The sequence below is a fragment of the Frigoribacterium sp. NPDC087798 genome, assembly GCF_044742985.1.
GTDB lineage: Bacteria > Actinomycetota > Actinomycetes > Actinomycetales > Microbacteriaceae > Frigoribacterium.
The window spans coordinates 319,153-334,591 of record NZ_JBIUVP010000002.1 but is presented as its reverse complement, the minus strand read 5'-3'; the positions used below and the strand labels follow the sequence as shown (position 1 = coordinate 334,591).

Genomic DNA, 15,439 nt, shown 5'->3' with positions numbered 1-15,439 from the left:
CGAGGTCGGCGACGACGGCAACACGACCGAAACGACGATGAAACAGTCCGGGTCTAGCTTTTCGACACCTCACCCGAACGAACCTCAGGAGTTCCCCCATGAGCCCTCTCTCCGTTCCTCCCGCGTTCCGCTCCACCTCCCTCGACCGCCGCGGGTTCCTGCGCCTGGGCGGGTCGGCCGCCCTCGTCGTCGGCACGACCGCCCTGCTCGCCGCCTGCACCGACTCGTCGGCCGGGACGGGCGCGGCGACCGGCGGGGCCGCATCGGGCGGGTCGTTCGGCACCATCGCCGTCCAGCTCTCGTGGATCAAGAACATCGAGTTCGCGGGCGAGTACTTCGCCACGGAGAAGGGCTACTACACCGACGCCGGCTTCAGCGAGGTCACGCTGCTCGCGGGCGGCGGGCAGACCGGAGCCGAGGAGGCGCTGCTCGCCGGGCAGGCCAAGGTCGGGTTGTCGTCGGCCTCGCTCACCGGCCCCTCGGTCGCTCAGGGCGCCGCCCTCAAGATCATCGGCACGACGTTCCAGAAGAACCCGTTCTGCCTGCTCTCGCTCGAGGAGGGAGAGCCGATCCGCACCCTGGCCGACCTCAAGGGCAAGAAGATCGGCGTGCAGTCCGGCGGCAACCAGACGATCTTCGAGGGCTTCCTCAAGGCCAACGACATGACGCTGGACGACGTCGAGCTCGTCGCCACGCAGTACGACATCGCCCCGCTCGAGACGAACGCCTACGACGCGCACATGTCGTACATCACGAACGAGCCGATCCTCGCCGAGATGGACGGCTTCACCCCGGTCGTGCTCGGCTTCGCCGACAACGGGCTTCCGTTCGTCGCCGAGACCTTCACCGTCACGCAGGACACCATCGACAACGAGCGCGACATGCTCAAGGCCTTCCTGGTCGCCGAGATCAAGGGCTGGACCGACGCGGTGAAGGACCCGGAGCAGAGCGCGAAGTACGCCGCCGAGAAGTACGGCAAGGACCAGGACCTCGACGTCGAGGAGCAGACGGCCGAGGCCGAGGCGCAGAACACGCTGATCCTCACCGAGGACGTCAACGCCAACGGCCTGTTCACGATGACCGACGAGCTGGTCGCCGAGAACATCGCCTCGCTCAAGGCCATGGGCACCGACGTGTCGGCCGACGACCTCTTCGACCTGAGCATCATCAAGGAGGTCTACGAGGAGAACCCCGACCTCGTCACGACCTTCGAGATCCCCACGGCATGACCATGACGGACGGCACCACGACCGCGCGCACCACGCTGCCGCTCACGACGGCCACGGGCGACCCCGCCGGCCGACCCGAACTCGCCACGGGCATCAACATCCAGGGGCTGACCAAGTCGTTCCAGCTCGGCCGGAAGAGCGTGCAGGCCCTGACGCAGATCGACCTGGGCACGAAGAAGGACTCGTTCCTCAGCCTGCTCGGCCCCTCGGGCTGCGGCAAGTCGACCATCCTGCGCATCCTGGCGGGGCTCGAGACGCCCACCTCGGGCAGCGTCGTGATCAACGGCAAGACCGCGGCCGAGGTGCAGCGCGGGCACGAGACGGGCATCGCGTTCCAGGACTCGGCCCTGCTGCCCTGGCGCAGCGTGGAGAACAACATCCGGTTGCCGCTCGAAGTCGCCGGGCTGACTCCCCCGGCCGGCCTGATCGACGACCTGATCGACCTCGTCGGCCTGAAGGGCTTCGAGAAGGCCAAGCCGGCGCAGCTGTCGGGCGGCATGCGCCAGCGCGTCTCGATCGCCCGCTGCCTCGCCGTGCAGCCGACCATCATGCTGCTCGACGAGCCCTTCGGCGCGCTCGACGACATGACGCGGCAGCGCATGAACGTGGAGCTGCTGCGCATCTGGGGCGAGAAGCCCGCCACGACGCTCATGGTGACGCACGGCATCGCCGAGGCCGTGTTCCTGTCCGACGTCGTCGCCGTGATGAGCGCCCGGCCCGGCCGCATCGCCGAGGTGGTCGAGATCGACCTGCCCCGACCGCGCCTGCCCGAGCTGACCCGCACGCCGGAGTTCCACGCGTACGTCGACCGCATCTCCGAGATCCTGTTCGGCTCGCACGGGGCGGCCGCCGATGACTGACCTGCACACGTCGCCCCGCGAGACGGCCGAGCGCGAGGTCGAGGCGGAGCTGGGCCAGAGCGTGGCGCTCCAGGCCGAGACCGTCCGGGGTCGCGAGCGACGGTCGGTGCTCGGCTCGATGGCCGCTGCCCCGCCGTGGGTCGGCGCCCTCGTCGGCATCGTGCTCATCGTCGCGATCTGGCAGGTCGTGGCCGTCACGCTCTTCTCGGTGACGGGCTCGGTGCCCCCACCCGGCCAGGTGCTCGTCCAGCTCGTCACCGACCTCAGCGACCTCGTCTACTGGCGCGCCATCGGCGCGACCGCCGGCAGCGCGGCGTGGGGCTTCCTCTGGGGCAACCTCATCGCGTTCGCGTTGGCCTTCGCCGTGCTGCTCGTGCCGTGGTTCGAGGGCCTCTCGACCCAGCTCGCAGTGGTCTGCTCGTGCATCCCGCTGACGGCGATCGCGCCGATCGTCACGCTCATGTCGCCCGCCGGCGGCCGGACGACGTCGATCTTCCTGGCCGCGCTCAGCGTGATCTTCACCACCGTCATCGGCACCCTGCTCGGCCTGCGGGCCGCGAGCGAGACCCAGCTCGACGTGATCACGGCCTACGGCGGCTCGCGCTGGACGCAGCTGGTCAAGGTCCGTCTGATCGCCGCCCTCCCCAGCATCCTCGCGGCGCTGAAGCTGGCGGCCCCCGCGGCGTTCCTCGGGGCGGTGCTCGGCGAGTACTTCCTCATCGGCGTCGACCAGGGCCTCGGCATCCTGCTGCTCGCGGCGCAGGCCACGGCGGCGTCGGTCAAGCTCTGGGCGCTGGCCCTGATCTCGGGCGGCATCGCCGGGATCGCCTACTTCGTCATCGGGCGGATCAGCCGACTGGTCACGCCCTGGTCGGCGGGCGACAGCCGCGCCGGAGAGGGGTTCTGATGGCCACGACCCTGCCCACGGGCACCGGCACCCGCGTCACCGCCCCCGCGGTCTCGACCAGCGCCTCCTCGACCGCCCGGTTCGTCCTGCGGCGCATCGGCCGCACCGTGCTGACGATCGCGATCTCGGCGGTCATCCTCGGCATCCTGTGGAACCTCGCCATCGTCGTGCTGCAGGCCAACGCGTTCATCGCGAAGACCCCGGCCGACGTGTTCCGTTGGTTCTTCGTCGACTCCGAGCTCAGTCGGACCACGGCCGCCGAGAACCGCGTGCACATCGCCGGCCTGCTCGGCGTGACCCTGTGGCACGCCGCGATCGGCTTCGTCTTCGGCGTCGGCGGGTCCCTCGTCGTGGCGGTCGTGTTCACCCTGATCCGCCCGGTCGAGTTCATGTTCATGCCGATCGCCATGCTGCTGCGCACCGTCCCGCTGCTCGCGATGGCACCCGTGATCTACCTCGTGCTGGGCAACGGCATCGTCACCGCCGGCTTCATCGGCGGAGTGGTCGTGTTCTTCCCGTTGTTGGTGAACCTGACCCTCGGCTTCCGCTCGGTCAGCGCCCAGTCGGTCGACCTCATCCGGGTCTACGGCGGGAGCCGGTGGACGATCATGCGCAAGGTCGCGTTCCCCACCGCCCTGCCGTACTTCTTCGCCTCGATGCGCATCGCCGTGCCGGGAGCCATCACCGGCGCGATGCTCTACGAGTGGCTGTTCACCTACGAGGGCCTCGGTGCCGCCATCACGGCCGCCAAGTCGCAGTCGCAGTACGGCGAGATCTGGGCGATCGTCGTGCTGATCACCCTCGTCTCGATCGTGCTCTACACGGTCACGACGTTCGTCGAGACGGCGGTGCTCGCGAAGTGGGGCCCCAACGCCGGCAAGGCGACCGCCTCGTGACGCGCCGCGCGCTGGTCGACACCGACACCGGCATCGACGACGCCCTCGCGCTGCTCTGGCTCGCCGCACAACCCGACGTCGAGATCGTCGGCATCACCGCCGTCTACGGCAACTGCGCCGTCGACGACGCCCTGCGGAACGTCGGACACGTGCTGCGCCTCGTCGGGCTCGAGGACGTCCCGGTCGCCCGGGGCGCGGAGGGCCCCCTCGAGGCGGAGGCGCACATCGCGCACTACGTCCACGGTCACGACGGTCTCGGTGACGTCGTCGCCGACCGGCCGCTCCCGCGCGTGCTGCTCGACACCCCGGCGGCCGGAAGCCTCGTCGAGGTCGCCCGGGAGTCCCCGGGTGAGATCGACCTGCTCACCCTCGGGCCGCTCACCAACGTGGCCCTGGCGCTGAGGGCCGAGCCGCGCCTCCTGACCCTCTTCCGGTCGGTGACGATCATGGGCGGCAGCGGGCCCTTCCCTCCCCTCGGCCGCACGGACATGGTCGACGCGAACGTGCAGAACGACGGCGTGGCCGCGCGGGAGGTCTTCGCCGCCCCGGCGACCTCCCGCCTCATGGTCGGCGTGAACGCGACGTCGCAGGTGATCACCGACGAGTCGCACGTCGCGGCGCTCCGGGACTCGGGCACGCCGACCGGCACGTTCGCCGCCGACGTCCTGGCGACCTACCTGGACTTCTACCGGAACGCCTGGGGCCGCCGCGTCAGCCCCGTGCACGACGGACTCGCCGCCGCGCTGATGGTCCACCCCGAGTGGATCGCCGACAGCGTCACCGGCCCCGTCGGCATCACGAACGACGGCTTCGCGACCCGCGGCCGGGTGCTGCGCACGGCCGACGGCACCGAGGTCGACTGGCACCCGGACGGCCCCGTACCGACCGGCGACCCGTCGACCCCCACGACGGCGGTCACCGCCGTCCACACCGACCTCTTCCTCCCGTCGTTCGTCGACGCCCTGATCCACGGAGCCCGCTCGTGACCACCACCTCCCCCGCCGACGCGACCCGCGCCTCCTCGGCTGCCACCCCCTCACCCGCCGGCGCCGTCGTGCGCGACCTGCGCGCCCTGCCCAAGGGCCACCTGCACCTGCACATGGAGGCGGCGATCCGCCCCGAGTCGCTGGCCGACATGGCGGCGGCGTCGGGCGTCGTCGTGCCGATGCCCACCAGCTTCGGCGACTTCAGCGAGTTCAGTGCGACGTACCAGGGCATGCTCGTGGTCCTGGCCGAGAGCGAGAACCTCTTCCGCCTGATCGACGAGGCGGTCGAGGACTGCGCCGTCGAGGGCGTCGCCTACGTCGAGTTCGGGGCGAGCCCGCAGTTCTACGTCGCCACCTTCGGGTCCCTCGACGCCTCGCTGCGGGCGATGCTCGCGGCCTGCGCCGAGAGCGGCGAGCGGTGGGGCGTCGAGGTCGGCCTGATGATCACGGTCGACCGCACCGAGAGCGTCGAGGCCGCGAACGAGCTGGCCCACCTGGCCGCCGCCTACGCCGACCGCGGCGTCGTCTCGCTCGGCCTCGCCAACGACGAGCGCGGCAACCCGGCGGCGCGCTACGAGGAGGCGTTCCGCATCGCCAAGCACGCGGGCCTGCTCTCGACGCCGCACGCCGGCGAGCTCGCCGGCCCGGACCAGATCGAGGAGGCGCTGGACGTCCTCGGTGCCGACCGCGTGCTGCACGGCGTGACGGCCGTCCAGAGCGAACCGCTGATGGCCCGACTGGCCGCCGAGGGCGTCTGCCTCGACGTGTGCCTCACCTCGAACCTGTTGCTCTCGGTGATCCCGACGATCGAGGACCACCCGCTGAAGCGTCTCGTCGAGGCCGGCGTGCGGTGCTCGATCAACGCCGACGACCCCATCCTGTTCGGACCGGGCGTGCTGGCCGAGTACGAGCTGGCCCGGACGACCCTCGGCCTCTCCGACGAGCAGCTCGCCGCGTGCGCGCTGAGCTCGATCGAGTGCTCGGGGGCGAGCGACGGGCTCAAGGAGCGGGCGGCCGGCGAGATCGCGGCGTGGCTGGCGGCGTGACCCCGCCCATCCGCCGCCTGGTCGTCGAGGGCGCCCACGTCGCGACGGTCGACTCCCACGACACCGAGCACGCCGGCGGGCACGTCGTCGTCGACGGATCGCGCATCGTCGCCGTCGGGCCGGGACCCGCCCCCGCGTGGTGCACCGCCGGGCTGGCCCCGCCCGGCCCGGCGGCCGGGTCGGCTCCCGGGCCGGGCGGGCCTGCTTCTGAGACAGCCGGGCCGGACGCCGCACCGATCCCGGTCGAGCGCGTCGACGGTCGGGGTCACCTGCTGACCCCCGGCCTGGTCAACACGCACCACCACCTCTACCAGTGGCTGACCCGTGGCATCGCGCAGGACTCCATCCTGTTCGACTGGCTCGTCGCGCTCTACCCGACGTGGGCGCGCCTCGACGAGCCGCTCGTCGAGGCCGGGGCCGCCGCCGCGATCGCCGTGCTCGCCCGGTCGGGGTGCACGACCGTCGGCGACCACCACTACGTCTTCCCGGCCGGGGCCGGCGACCTGCTGGGCGGCATCGTCCGGGCCGCCACGACCGTCGGCGTCCGCCTGCACGCCACGCGCGGCTCGATGGACCTCGGTCGGTCGCAGGGCGGCCTGCCGCCGGACTTCGCCGTCGAGACGACGGACGCCGCGCTGCGCGCCAGCCAGGAGGCGGTGGCGCGGTTCCACGACCCGTCCGGCGACGCGCGGGTCCAGATCGCGATCGCGCCCTGCTCGCCGTTCTCGGTGACGCCCGACCTGCTGCGCGAGGCCGCCGTCCTCGGGCGGCAGCTCGGGGTCCGGCTGCACACCCACGGCTCCGAGACCGTGGAGGAGGACGCGTTCTGCCTCGAGCGGTTCGGCCGCACGCCGACCCAGTACCTGGAGGACCTCGGCTGGCTCGGCGACGACGTCTGGATGGCCCACTGCGTCCACCTCGACGACCACGCGATCGGACGGTTCGCCGCGACGGGGACCGGTGTGGCGCACTGCCCCTCGTCGAACGGTCGTCTCGCCGCGGGCATCGCCCCGATCGCATCGTTGCTGCGCGCGGGGGCGCCCGTCGGGCTCGGGGTCGACGGTGCCGCGTCGAACGAGTCCGGCCAGCTCGGCACCGAGATCCGGCAGGCGGTGCTCTTCGGGCGCCTGCGCTCCGGGGCGGACGCGTTCTCGGTCCGGCAGGGCCTGCGCCTGGCGACGATCGGCGGTGCCCGCGTGCTCGGACGCGACGCGGACCTCGGCTCGATCGAGGGCGGGAAGCTCGCCGACCTCGCCCTCTGGCGCGTCGACGGGGTCGAGTTCGCGGGCATCGCCGACCCGGTGGCCGCCCTGGGGCTCGCCTCGATGCCGCCGCTGGCCCGGCTCTGGGTCGACGGCGACGCGGTCGTGGCGGACGGCGAGCTCGTCCACGCGGACCAGGGTCTGCTCGCCGAGGGCGCGGCCCGGGCGTCGGCGGAGCTGCGCGCCCGCGTCTGACGCGACCCGCGCCTCCTGCGCCTCTTGCGCCTCATGCGCCTCTCGCGCCCGTCGGCGTGAGGGCACGACCCGCCCGACCCGCGCGACCCGCCACGAAGTAAACACTCCGCCACGACATCTCGTGGCGGAGTGTTTCCTTCGTAGCGGCGTAGCGGCCGACGCCCTCGAGCAGACGGCCCGACAACGACGAAGGCCCCTCGCGAGGAGGGGCTTTCGGTGGTTCTGGTGGATCTGAGGGGACTCGAACCCCTGACCCCCTGCATGCCATGCAGGTGCGCTACCAGCTGCGCCACAGACCCAGAACTATTGCCCTTCTGAAGTTTTCACCCCGTCGGAAGCAACTCGTCTACATTACTACACTTTTCGACCGCGCACGTTCACCCGCCCTCGACCCTGCTCGAGCGCGGCCGAGAAGACACGACATGCCGCTCACCTCGGGAGGTGAGCGGCATGTCATGAGGCCCCGCCGACACGGCGGGGCCGAGGAGGCGCGGGGAGGCTAGGCCTCGGCCGGTGCGTCGGCTGCGAGCTCGGCCGGAGCGGTGGCCGACTCGGTCAGCACGTCGAGCGGGATGGTCGGGCAATCGCTCCAGAGGCGCTCGAGGGCGTAGTACTGACGGTCCTCGTCGTGGAAGACGTGGGCGACGACGTCACCGAAGTCGAGCAGGACCCAGCGGCCCTCGGCACGACCCTCACGGCGGAGGGTCTTGACGCCGGCCTCGAGCATCTTGTCCTCGATCTCGCCGGCGATGGCGACCACGTTGCGTTCGCTGCGGCCGGTGGCCAGCAGGAACACGTCGGTCAGGGGCAGGGGGCCGGACACGTCGAGGGCGACGAGGTCGTCGGCCTGCTTGTCGTCGGCCGCGCGTGCGGCGATCTGCAGCAGCTCGATGGCACGAGGGGTGGCTGTCACGTGTTCCTTAGGGGGTAGGTGGTGATGCGGGCCGACCGGGGTCGGTTCGGGTGGGTCGGGCCTCAGCCCAGCACCCCGGTGGCGAAGCCACCGATGATCAAGCCGATGATACCGAGGCCCACGACGCCGCCCGAGATGCCGAGGATCAGCGGCAGGTGGTTGCCCTTGGGCTGCGACGCGGCCAGCACGACGGCGCGGGTGGACGTGTGCGTGCTGATGGCCCGGCTGGCACGCACGGGCTCGGCGTCGCTCGACGCCTGCTCGGCGTCGCCCTGCTCGAGGATGCGGTCCATGTCGGAGTTGTCGATGCGTGCCTGCGAGCCGGTCGACGCCAGGCTGCGCGGCAGGTCGATCGAGCCCGTGATGATGATCTCGCCGGTCGCGTTCAGCGCACCGGTCACGTCGGCGACCTGCGCGTCGGTGAGGATCAAGGCGTTCTGCTGACCGGTGCTGGTGCCGAGCTGGCGGCCCGGGACGGACTCCGCGTCGGGCTCGTCGGACTGGGTGGACCAGTGGCCGGACGGGACGACCGGCGCGGCGTCGGACGAGTCGTCGCGCTGGTCGCGTGACGGACCGACGCCGGACGGTCGCGGCGCCGACGACACGGGACGGGACGGGGCAGGAGGCGCACTCGGCGAGTCCTGTCCGCTGCGGTCCTGCTCGTCGGACAGGGCGAACGGGAACACCGTCGGCGTCGACGTCGGGGTGGGGGTCGAGGACACCGGGGTCGCCGCGCCGGTCGCACCCGTGCGTCGGGGCCCGGGGACGTCGTCCGACGAGTCGTCGTCGTCCGACGGGTCGACGTCCGACACGGCGGACGGCACGGGGGCCGAGGCGGGACGGAGGGCCGCCGAGGCCGGCGCGGACGCACCGGGCGCAGAGGCCGGTCGGTCGGCGGCCGGGGCGATCTCGTCGACGGTGTTGAGCGCGTCGGCCAACGGACGACGGGGTTCGGGAGCCGGTGCCTGCAGAGGCACCGGGGAGGCGTCGCGGCTCTGGCTCGCGTCGCGCAGGGCGCGCATCTGGCGGCGGGTCAGGCCGGTGCCGGGGTCGACGACCGAGCCGGGTGCGGGGGGCGGCACGTCGCGCAGGGCGGCAGCCGACGGCACGGGAGTCGGCATCGGCACGACACCCGTGGGGGTGGTCGCGGGCCGCGGGGCGGGAGCGGACGTCGAGGCCGGCACCACGGGCACGGCACCGGTGATGGCCTGACCGGCCTCGCGGGCTCGCTCGAGGTCGCGGATCTGTCGCCGGGTGAGGGGCGGCTGACCGTCGGACGTGCTCATGAAACGCTCCGATACAGATGGTGCTTGGAGATGTACTGGACGACGCCGTCGGGGACCAAGTACCACACCGGAAAGTCTCGACCCACCCGGGCGCGGCAATCGGTCGACGAGATGGCCAGTGCGGGGACTTCGAGCAAGCTTACGTCGCTCTCGGGCAAACCGCTAACGCTGAGGTCGTGCCCCGGCCGGGACACGGCGACGAAGTGGGCGAGGTCCCAGAGCTCTTGGACGTCTTTCCAGTCGAGGATCTGGGCGACGGCGTCGGCGCCGGTGATGAAGAAGAGCTCGGCCGTCGGACGGAGGCGTCGGATGTCGCGCAGGGTGTCGATCGTGTAGGTCGGCCCCTCGCGGTCGACGTCGACGCGGCTTACCGTGAACGTCGGGTTGGACGCCGTGGCGATGACCGTCATGAGGTAGCGGTGCTCCGCCTCGCTGACCTCGGGTTTCATCCACGGTTGGCCGGTCGGCACGAAGACGACCTCGTCGAGGTGGAACGACTGCGCGACCTCGCTGGCCGCGACCAGGTGCCCGTGGTGGATCGGGTCGAACGTGCCGCCCATGATGCCGACGCGGGGTCGCCTGACGCCCTCGCCGTCGGGCACGGTGGCGCCCGCCACGACCATCTCGCCGACCTCGGCGGTCAGTGGTTCTCGGGGTGACCGAACTCGTCGATCGGACCGTCGTGGTGGTCGAGCTTGTTCGCCTTGCGCAGCGAACGGTTGGCGACGTCGCGGTAGCTGAACACCACGTAGCCGAGGACGAGGAACGCGACGGCGAAGACACCGGCGATGACGGGTGCCGGCGCGATCAGCGGTGCGAGTTCTTCGTGGGCTTCGGCGAGCAGCAGCGAGGCGTCGAGCATGGGTTCTCCCGTTCAGGCGGTGACGATCGTCGGTCAGTCTACCCGCGGACCTGGCCCTGACCCCGCACGACCCATTTGGTGCTCGTGAGTTCGGCGAGCCCCATCGGTCCGCGGGCGTGGAGCTTCTGGGTCGAGATGCCGACCTCGGCCCCGAAGCCGAACTCGCCGCCGTCGGTGAAGCGGGTCGAGGCGTTGACCATGACGACGGCGCTGTCCACCTCGGCCAGGAACCGCTCGGCGGTCACCAGGTCGTTGGTCACGATCGACTCGGTGTGGTGCGTCGACCAGCGGGCGATGTGCGCCATGGCCTCGTCGACGTCGGCCACCACCCGGACGGCGAGGTCGAGACCCATGTACTCGGTCGCCCAGTCGTCCTCGGTCGCCGGGACCCCGTCGGGGAAGACCTCGAGCGTCCGTTCGTCGCCGTGGATCGTCACCCCGGAGGCGCGCAGGGCACCCAACACCGGCGGCAGCAGGCGTTCCGCCGCCTCGCGGTGGACGAGCAACGTCTCGAGGGCGTTGCACACGCTCGGACGCTGAACCTTGGCGTTCTGGACGATGTCGACGGCCCAGCCCTCGTCGGCGCTCGCGTCGAGGAAGACGTGCACGACCCCGGCACCGGTCTCGATGACGGGGACCGTCGACTCGCGGACCACGGTGTCGATCAGCTCGGCGCTGCCCCGGGGGATCAGGACGTCGACCAGCCCGCGGGCCCGCATGAGGTCGGCGGCCCCGTCGCGGCCGAACTCGTCGATGGTGACGACGGCGTCGGCCGGCAGCCCCACCTCGGCGAGGGCCTCGCGCATCACCTCGACCAGCACGCGGTTGGACTGCTGCGCCGCGCTGCCGCCGCGCAGGACGGCCGCGTTGCCGCTCTTCAGGGCGAGCGCGGCGATGTCGACCGTCACGTTGGGCCGGGCCTCGTAGATGGCTCCCACCACGCCGAACGGCACACGGACCTGGTCGAGGCGCAGCCCGTTCGGCAGCACCTTGCCCCGCACCGACTCGCCGACCGGGTCGACCAGCGAGGCCACCAGCTCGGTGGCGGCCGCGAGCCCGGCCAGTCGTCCGGAGTCGAGCCTCAGGCGGTCCTGGAGCGATGCGCCGACGCCGTTCTCGCGCGCATTCGCCAGGTCGAGCTCGTTCGCCGCGACGATCCGGTCGACGTTGGCCAGCAGGGCGGCGGCGACGGCGCGCAGACCCGCGTCCTTGCGGTCGGCCGTCGCGGTGGCGAGCACGCGGGAGGCGGCCTTCGCGGCGGTCAGCTTGTCGGTGAGCGACGGGGCCGGGGCATCGATGAGCGACATGCACGAAGCCTATGCGCCGCTCCCCCGTCCCGCGAGACCGCTCCGGCGGTCACCGCGGCGGCGCGGACGCCCCCGAGGAGGCGCGGGTCAGTCCGGTCGCCCGCCCGCGCTCCCGGAGTCCCCCGCCGCAGGTCCCGACCCCGCGGCTCCCGCCGCCTCGAAGAAGGTGCCGACCTGCTCGCCCGCGAGGGCCCGGGCGACGTTGGCGGCGCTCGTCACGAGGACGGGGGTGCCGGCCTCGGCCGCGAACCGGGCGGCCGCGACCTTCGTGCCCGCGCCTCCGGTGCCGACGCCGGCCGCACCGGCCGCGCCGAAGGTGACCCCGGCGAGGTCGTCGCCGAACGGCACGTCGACGAGGGCGACGGCGCCGGGTTCGTGCGGCGGGCGGGTGTACAGGGCGTCGACGTCGCTGAGCAGGACGAGGGCGTCGGCACCGACCAGCTGCGACACCAGCGCCGCGAGCCGGTCGTTGTCGCCGAAGCGGATCTCGTGGGTGGCGACCGTGTCGTTCTCGTTGACGATCGGCAGGATGCGCAGCTCGAGCAGGCGCTCCATGGCGCGCTGGGCGTTGCTGCGGTGCGTCGGGTTCTGCATGTCCCCGGCGGTCAGCAACACCTGCCCCGCCACGATGCCGTAGCGGCGCAGGCTCTGCTGGTACCGGTAGATCAGGACGTTCTGCCCGACGGCGGCGGCCGCCTGCTGGGTCGCGAGGTCGGTCGGGCGGGAGTCGACGCGCAGGTGCGGCAGGCCCGTGGCGATGGCCCCGGACGAGACGAGCACGACCTGGGCACCCCGCCCGTAGGTCGCGGCGAGGGCGTCGACCAGCGGCTCGATCTGTCCGGCGTTCTCACCGCTGATCGACGACGAGCCGACCTTGACCACGATGCGGCGGGCCGTGCCGAGGCCGGCGCGGTCGACGACGCCCCCGGTCACGCCCGCTCGTCGCCTTCGACGTCGTCGCCCTCTTTCACGAGGAACCCTTCGTCGTCGGTCCACAGGCCGGCGGCGCGTTCGCGCTGCAGTTCGGCGCGGGCCTCGGCCTTGGCGTCCATGCGCTCGAAGTACTCCTCGCGGCGCTGGTTGCGGGTCGGGCGGTCGTTCTGGATCAGGCGCGGGTCGGTGCCGCGGGCGCTGGTCATCAGCTCGGCCGTCGAGGTGAGGGTGGGCTCCCAGTCGAAGACGATGCCGCCCTCGGGGCCGATGACGACCGTCGAACCGGCCTGCGCACCGGCCTTGAACAGGGCGTCCTCGACGCCGATGGCGTTGAGCCGGTCGGCGAGGTAGCCCACGGCCTCCTCGTTGTTGAAGTCGGTCTGCACGACCCACCGCTCGGGCTTCTGGCCCAGGATGCGGTAGACGTTGCCGTAGGTGCCGCCCTCGACCCTGATGACGAAGGGCTTCTCGTTGACGGCGCGGGGGCGCATGACGATGCGAGGAGGCGCGGGTCGCGCCGCGATCTCGGCGCGGCTGGTCTCGACGACCTCGGCCAAGGCGAAGGACAGGTTGCGCAAGCCCTCGTGGCTCACGGCGGAGATCTCGAAGACGCGGTAGCCGCGGGCCTCGAGCTCGGGCGTGACGAAGTCGGCCAGCTCGCGACCGTCGGGCACGTCGACCTTGTTGAGCGCGATCAGCTGCGGGCGGTCGAGCAGCGGCTTCTGGCCGTCGGGGACGGGGTACGCCTCGAGCTCGCGGAGGATGACGTCGAGGTCGGTCAACGGGTCGCGGCCCGGGTCGAGCGTCGCGCAGTCGAGCACGTGCAGCAGGGCCGAGCAGCGCTCGACGTGGCGGAGGAACTCGAGCCCGAGGCCCTTGCCCTCGCTGGCTCCCTCGATCAGCCCGGGCACGTCGGCGACCGTGTAGCGCGTGTCACCCGACTCGACGACGCCGAGGTTGGGGTGCAGCGTCGTGAAGGGGTAGTCGGCGATCTTCGGCTTGGCGGCCGAGAGCGCGGCGACGAGGCTCGACTTGCCGGCGGACGGGTAGCCCACGAGCGCGATGTCGGCGACGACCTTGAGTTCGAGCAGGACGTCTCCGGCCCAGCCGGGGGTGCCCAGCAGGGCGAAGCCGGGCGCCTTGCGCTTGGTCGACGAGAGGGCCGCGTTGCCGAGGCCCCCGATGCCGCCCTCGGCGGCGACGTATCGCATGCCCGGTTCGACCATGTCGATCAATTCGACGCCGTCGGCGGACTTGACGACGGTGCCGACCGGCACGACGAGCTCGAGGGTCTCGCCGTTGGTGCCGGCCCGGTGGTCGCCCATGCCGAAGCCGCCGTTGTCGCTCGAGCGGTGCGGTGCACGGTGGAACCCGAGCAGCGTCGTGACGCCGCTGTCGCTGACGATGACGACGTCGCCGCCGTGACCGCCGTTGCCGCCGTCGGGGCCGGCCAGCGGCTTGAACTTCTCGCGCTTGACGGACACGCAGCCGTTGCCGCCGTTGCCGGCGCGGAGGTGGAGGGTCACTTGGTCGACGAATGTGGCCATGAGGTGCTTGATCTCTTTGTCTGTGCGTGCCGGTGCGAGCTGCCCGGGTCAAACACGTCTGGGGCGAGCAGGATGCTCGCCCCAGTCGGTGCGACCCGCGAAGGGCCGCCGATGCGGGTCGTGTGCCGACGCCGCGTGGTGGTGCTAGACCGTCGCCGTCGCGGAGGCGACGATGTTGACGACCTTGCGGCCGCCCTTGGCGCCGAACTCGACCGAACCGGGGGCGAGGGCGAAGAGGGTGTCGTCGCCGCCGCGGCCGACGTTGACGCCGGGGTGGAAGTGGGTGCCGCGCTGGCGGACGATGATCTCGCCGGCGAGGACGACCTGGCCGCCGAAGCGCTTCACGCCGAGGCGCTGTGCGTTCGAGTCACGACCGTTGCGGGTGGACGATGCGCCCTTTTTGTGTGCCATGTGTTCTCAGCCCCTGGTTCAGTTGATCGAGGTGATCTTGACGCGGGTCAGGTCGGCACGGAAGCCCATGCGACGCTTGTAACCGGTCTTGTTCTTGTAGTTCTGGATGACGATCTTCGGGCCGCGCAGGTCGTTCAGCACCTCGGCGGTCACGGTGATCCCTGCCAGGGCGTCGGCGGCGGAGGTGACGGTGTCACCGTCGACGTGCAGCACGGCGGGGAGGGTGATGGAGTCGCCTTCGGCGGCCTTGAGGCGGTCGAGGGTGACGATCGTGCCGACCTCGACCTTCTCCTGCCGACCACCGGCGCGCACGACTGCGTAGACCATGTCTGTTCCTTAAGAGTTGGGGTGTCCGGCACGACGCGGCCTCGAGCCAGCGCGCACCAACCGCCCATCGTACAGGGGGCCGCTGGGGCCGTCAACGCGTCCTCCGACGGGCGCCGCGCCTCCTCCGTCCACGACCCCCGCACCGGCAGGCGGACCGACGACTAGCATCCAGGGCGTGATCCTGATCGACGAGGCCGTGTGGCCGGCCCACGACACGCTGTGGGCACACCTGGTGAGCGACGACTCGTACGACGAGTTGCACGCCTTCGCCGCCCGTCACGGCATCCCCCGCCGCGGGTTCGACCACGACCACTACGACGTGCCCGAGTCCCGACGGGCCGAGTTGATCGCCGGTGGGGCCGTCGCCGTGACCGGCCTCGACCTCGCCCGCCGTCTCGAACGCAGCGGGCTGCGGGTGTCCCAGCGGGTGAAACGCGGCCTCACGGCCTGACCCGTTCCGTCCGCCCCGGCC

The 15,439-nt window shown here is 71.8% G+C and carries 17 protein-coding genes and 1 tRNA gene; 8 read left to right on the top strand and 10 right to left on the bottom strand.

The annotated features are described in order from the left end of the window. Positions 1-98 precede the first annotated feature (98 nt). From ACIOSR_RS08580 to ACIOSR_RS08550, 7 genes are read left to right on the top strand one after another with little or no spacing between them, the layout of a single operon-like run. Positions 99-1,229 (top strand): ABC transporter substrate-binding protein, encoded by a 1,131-nt coding sequence (locus tag ACIOSR_RS08580; protein ID WP_056048287.1) that lies wholly within the window; start codon positions 99-101, stop codon positions 1,227-1,229. Continuing rightward, positions 1,226-2,089, top strand: coding sequence for an ABC transporter ATP-binding protein (locus ACIOSR_RS08575; protein ID WP_082460547.1), 864 nt, complete (start codon positions 1,226-1,228; stop codon positions 2,087-2,089). The genes ACIOSR_RS08580 and ACIOSR_RS08575 overlap by 4 nt, the downstream gene beginning before the upstream one ends. Beyond that, positions 2,082-2,996 (top strand): ABC transporter permease, encoded by a 915-nt coding sequence (locus tag ACIOSR_RS08570; RefSeq protein WP_056048290.1) that lies wholly within the window; start codon positions 2,082-2,084, stop codon positions 2,994-2,996. The genes ACIOSR_RS08575 and ACIOSR_RS08570 overlap by 8 nt, the downstream gene beginning before the upstream one ends. Then, a complete protein-coding gene (locus ACIOSR_RS08565) occupies positions 2,996-3,892 on the top strand; it encodes an ABC transporter permease (protein ID WP_173152462.1) in 897 nt (298 codons plus the stop codon). The genes ACIOSR_RS08570 and ACIOSR_RS08565 overlap by 1 nt, the downstream gene beginning before the upstream one ends. Further along, the gene (locus tag ACIOSR_RS08560; protein ID WP_402752357.1) at positions 3,889-4,878 is read left to right on the top strand and encodes a nucleoside hydrolase; all 990 of its coding nucleotides are present in this window, start codon (positions 3,889-3,891) and stop codon (positions 4,876-4,878) included. Before ACIOSR_RS08565 ends, ACIOSR_RS08560 begins: the two co-directional genes overlap by 4 nt. Continuing rightward, positions 4,875-5,924: an adenosine deaminase gene (add, locus tag ACIOSR_RS08555; protein ID WP_402752356.1), complete on the top strand. Its 1,050-nt coding sequence runs from the start codon at positions 4,875-4,877 to the stop codon at positions 5,922-5,924. The genes ACIOSR_RS08560 and add overlap by 4 nt, the downstream gene beginning before the upstream one ends. Further along, on the top strand, positions 5,921-7,381 hold the full coding sequence (locus ACIOSR_RS08550) for an 8-oxoguanine deaminase (RefSeq protein ID WP_402752355.1): 1,461 nt from the start codon (positions 5,921-5,923) through the stop codon (positions 7,379-7,381). The genes add and ACIOSR_RS08550 overlap by 4 nt, the downstream gene beginning before the upstream one ends. Before the next feature lie 223 nt (positions 7,382-7,604). Here ACIOSR_RS08550 and ACIOSR_RS08545 read toward each other — a convergent pair. From ACIOSR_RS08545 to rplU, 10 genes are all read right to left on the bottom strand, one after another. Beyond that, positions 7,605-7,680: transfer RNA gene (locus ACIOSR_RS08545), tRNA-Ala, on the bottom strand. Positions 7,681-7,880: 200 nt separating this feature from the next. Continuing rightward, positions 7,881-8,294 carry a ribosome silencing factor gene (gene rsfS / locus ACIOSR_RS08540; RefSeq protein WP_192122663.1) on the bottom strand — a complete coding sequence of 138 codons (414 nt, stop codon included), beginning with the start codon at positions 8,292-8,294 and terminating at the stop codon, positions 7,881-7,883. Between the two features lie 62 nt (positions 8,295-8,356). Beyond that, positions 8,357-9,580, bottom strand: a complete 1,224-nt coding sequence (locus ACIOSR_RS08535) for a hypothetical protein (protein WP_402752354.1) — start codon at positions 9,578-9,580, stop codon at positions 8,357-8,359. After that, on the bottom strand, positions 9,577-10,203 hold the full coding sequence (nadD, locus tag ACIOSR_RS08530) for a nicotinate-nucleotide adenylyltransferase (protein WP_082060195.1): 627 nt from the start codon (positions 10,201-10,203) through the stop codon (positions 9,577-9,579). The genes ACIOSR_RS08535 and nadD overlap by 4 nt, the downstream gene beginning before the upstream one ends. Positions 10,204-10,220: 17 nt before the next feature. Next, a complete protein-coding gene (locus ACIOSR_RS08525; protein ID WP_056048301.1) occupies positions 10,221-10,442 on the bottom strand; it encodes a hypothetical protein in 222 nt (73 codons plus the stop codon). A gap of 38 nt (positions 10,443-10,480) precedes the next feature. Continuing rightward, entirely contained in the window at positions 10,481-11,749 is a 1,269-nt protein-coding gene (locus tag ACIOSR_RS08520; RefSeq protein ID WP_173152472.1) for a glutamate-5-semialdehyde dehydrogenase, read from the bottom strand. 87 nt (positions 11,750-11,836) lie between these two features. After that, positions 11,837-12,682 (bottom strand): glutamate 5-kinase, encoded by an 846-nt coding sequence (gene proB, locus ACIOSR_RS08515; RefSeq protein WP_056048304.1) that lies wholly within the window; start codon positions 12,680-12,682, stop codon positions 11,837-11,839. Next, on the bottom strand, positions 12,679-14,229 hold the full coding sequence (obgE, locus tag ACIOSR_RS08510; RefSeq protein WP_402752353.1) for a GTPase ObgE: 1,551 nt from the start codon (positions 14,227-14,229) through the stop codon (positions 12,679-12,681). Before obgE ends, proB begins: the two co-directional genes overlap by 4 nt. 144 nt (positions 14,230-14,373) lie before the next feature. Further along, positions 14,374-14,640 (bottom strand): 50S ribosomal protein L27, encoded by a 267-nt coding sequence (gene rpmA / locus ACIOSR_RS08505; RefSeq protein WP_123571842.1) that lies wholly within the window; start codon positions 14,638-14,640, stop codon positions 14,374-14,376. Positions 14,641-14,658: 18 nt separating this feature from the next. Continuing rightward, a complete protein-coding gene (rplU, locus tag ACIOSR_RS08500; protein ID WP_056048310.1) occupies positions 14,659-14,967 on the bottom strand; it encodes a 50S ribosomal protein L21 in 309 nt (102 codons plus the stop codon). A 175-nt stretch (positions 14,968-15,142) separates the two neighbouring features. Between rplU and ACIOSR_RS08495 the strand changes: the two genes are divergently transcribed. After that, on the top strand, positions 15,143-15,418 hold the full coding sequence (locus tag ACIOSR_RS08495) for a DUF4031 domain-containing protein (RefSeq protein ID WP_369794401.1): 276 nt from the start codon (positions 15,143-15,145) through the stop codon (positions 15,416-15,418). Positions 15,419-15,439: the final 21 nt, after the last annotated feature.

What these genes read in the sequence shown, in the direction of transcription:
- ACIOSR_RS08580 (WP_056048287.1), top strand. Translation starts at nt 99, where the DNA reads ATGAGCCCTCTCTCCGTTCCTCCCGCGTTCCGCTCCACCTCCCTCGAC.
- ACIOSR_RS08575 (WP_082460547.1), top strand. Translation starts at nt 1,226, where the DNA reads ATGACCATGACGGACGGCACCACGACCGCGCGCACCACGCTGCCGCTC.
- ACIOSR_RS08570 (WP_056048290.1), top strand. Translation starts at nt 2,082, where the DNA reads ATGACTGACCTGCACACGTCGCCCCGCGAGACGGCCGAGCGCGAGGTC.
- ACIOSR_RS08565 (WP_173152462.1), top strand. Translation starts at nt 2,996, where the DNA reads ATGGCCACGACCCTGCCCACGGGCACCGGCACCCGCGTCACCGCCCCC.
- ACIOSR_RS08535 (WP_402752354.1), bottom strand. Translation starts at nt 9,580, where the DNA reads ATGAGCACGTCCGACGGTCAGCCGCCCCTCACCCGGCGACAGATCCGC.
- nadD (WP_082060195.1), bottom strand. Translation starts at nt 10,203, where the DNA reads ATGGTCGTGGCGGGCGCCACCGTGCCCGACGGCGAGGGCGTCAGGCGA.
- ACIOSR_RS08525 (WP_056048301.1), bottom strand. Translation starts at nt 10,442, where the DNA reads ATGCTCGACGCCTCGCTGCTGCTCGCCGAAGCCCACGAAGAACTCGCA.
- ACIOSR_RS08520 (WP_173152472.1), bottom strand. Translation starts at nt 11,749, where the DNA reads ATGTCGCTCATCGATGCCCCGGCCCCGTCGCTCACCGACAAGCTGACC.
- obgE (WP_402752353.1), bottom strand. Translation starts at nt 14,229, where the DNA reads ATGGCCACATTCGTCGACCAAGTGACCCTCCACCTCCGCGCCGGCAAC.
- rpmA (WP_123571842.1), bottom strand. Translation starts at nt 14,640, where the DNA reads ATGGCACACAAAAAGGGCGCATCGTCCACCCGCAACGGTCGTGACTCG.
- rplU (WP_056048310.1), bottom strand. Translation starts at nt 14,967, where the DNA reads ATGGTCTACGCAGTCGTGCGCGCCGGTGGTCGGCAGGAGAAGGTCGAG.